The sequence below is a fragment of the Micromonospora sp. D75 genome (assembly GCF_018070405.1).
In the GTDB taxonomy this organism is placed as follows: domain Bacteria; phylum Actinomycetota; class Actinomycetes; order Mycobacteriales; family Micromonosporaceae; genus Micromonospora; species Micromonospora chalcea.
Genome location: NZ_JAGPXV010001130.1, coordinates 1 through 682 on the forward strand (window position 1 = coordinate 1; position 682 = coordinate 682).

Sequence of the window (682 nt, forward strand, 5' to 3'; positions counted from 1 at the left end):
GTCATGCTCCAGCAGACGCCGGTGGTCCGGGTGGTGCCCGCCTGGGAGGCATGGCTGGCCCGCTGGCCGGATCCGCGCGCGCTCGCCGAGGACACCCCGGCCGAGGCGATCCGGATGTGGGGACGGCTCGGCTACCCCCGCCGGGCGGTACGCCTGCGCGAATGCGCGGTGGCCGTCGTGGAGCGGCACGGCGGCGTGGTACCCGACCGGCTCGATCATCTGCTGGCGCTGCCCGGCGTCGGCACGTACACGGCTCGCGCGGTCGCCGCTTTCGCGTACGGGCAGCGGCACCCCGTGGTGGACACGAATGTCCGGCGGGTAGTGTGCCGGGCGATCGCCGGTGAACCCGACGCCGGTCCGACGACCCGCCCGGCCGACCTGGTCGCCACCGAGGAACTGCTGCCGATCGAGCCGGCCGCCGCCGCGCTGGCGAGCGCCGCGTTCATGGAACTCGGGGCGGTCGTCTGCACCGCCCGCGCCCCGCGCTGCGCGATCTGCCCCGTCGAGTCGAGCTGCGCCTGGCGGGCTTCCGGCCAGGCGGCCCCCACGGGACCGACGCGCCGCCCGCAGCGCTACGCCGGCACCGACCGGCAGGTACGCGGGCTGCTGCTCGCCGTGCTGCGGGAGTCCACCGGGCCGGTGCCGCATCAGCGGCTGGACCAGGTCTGGCACGACGACGTGC

General features: G+C 76.4%; 1 protein-coding gene. It reads left to right on the top strand.

Translation table 11 applies throughout. The features are described 5' to 3' along the window. Positions 1-682 (top strand): A/G-specific adenine glycosylase (locus KBX39_RS32475; protein ID WP_210874249.1); only part of this gene is annotated, 682 nt, incomplete at both ends.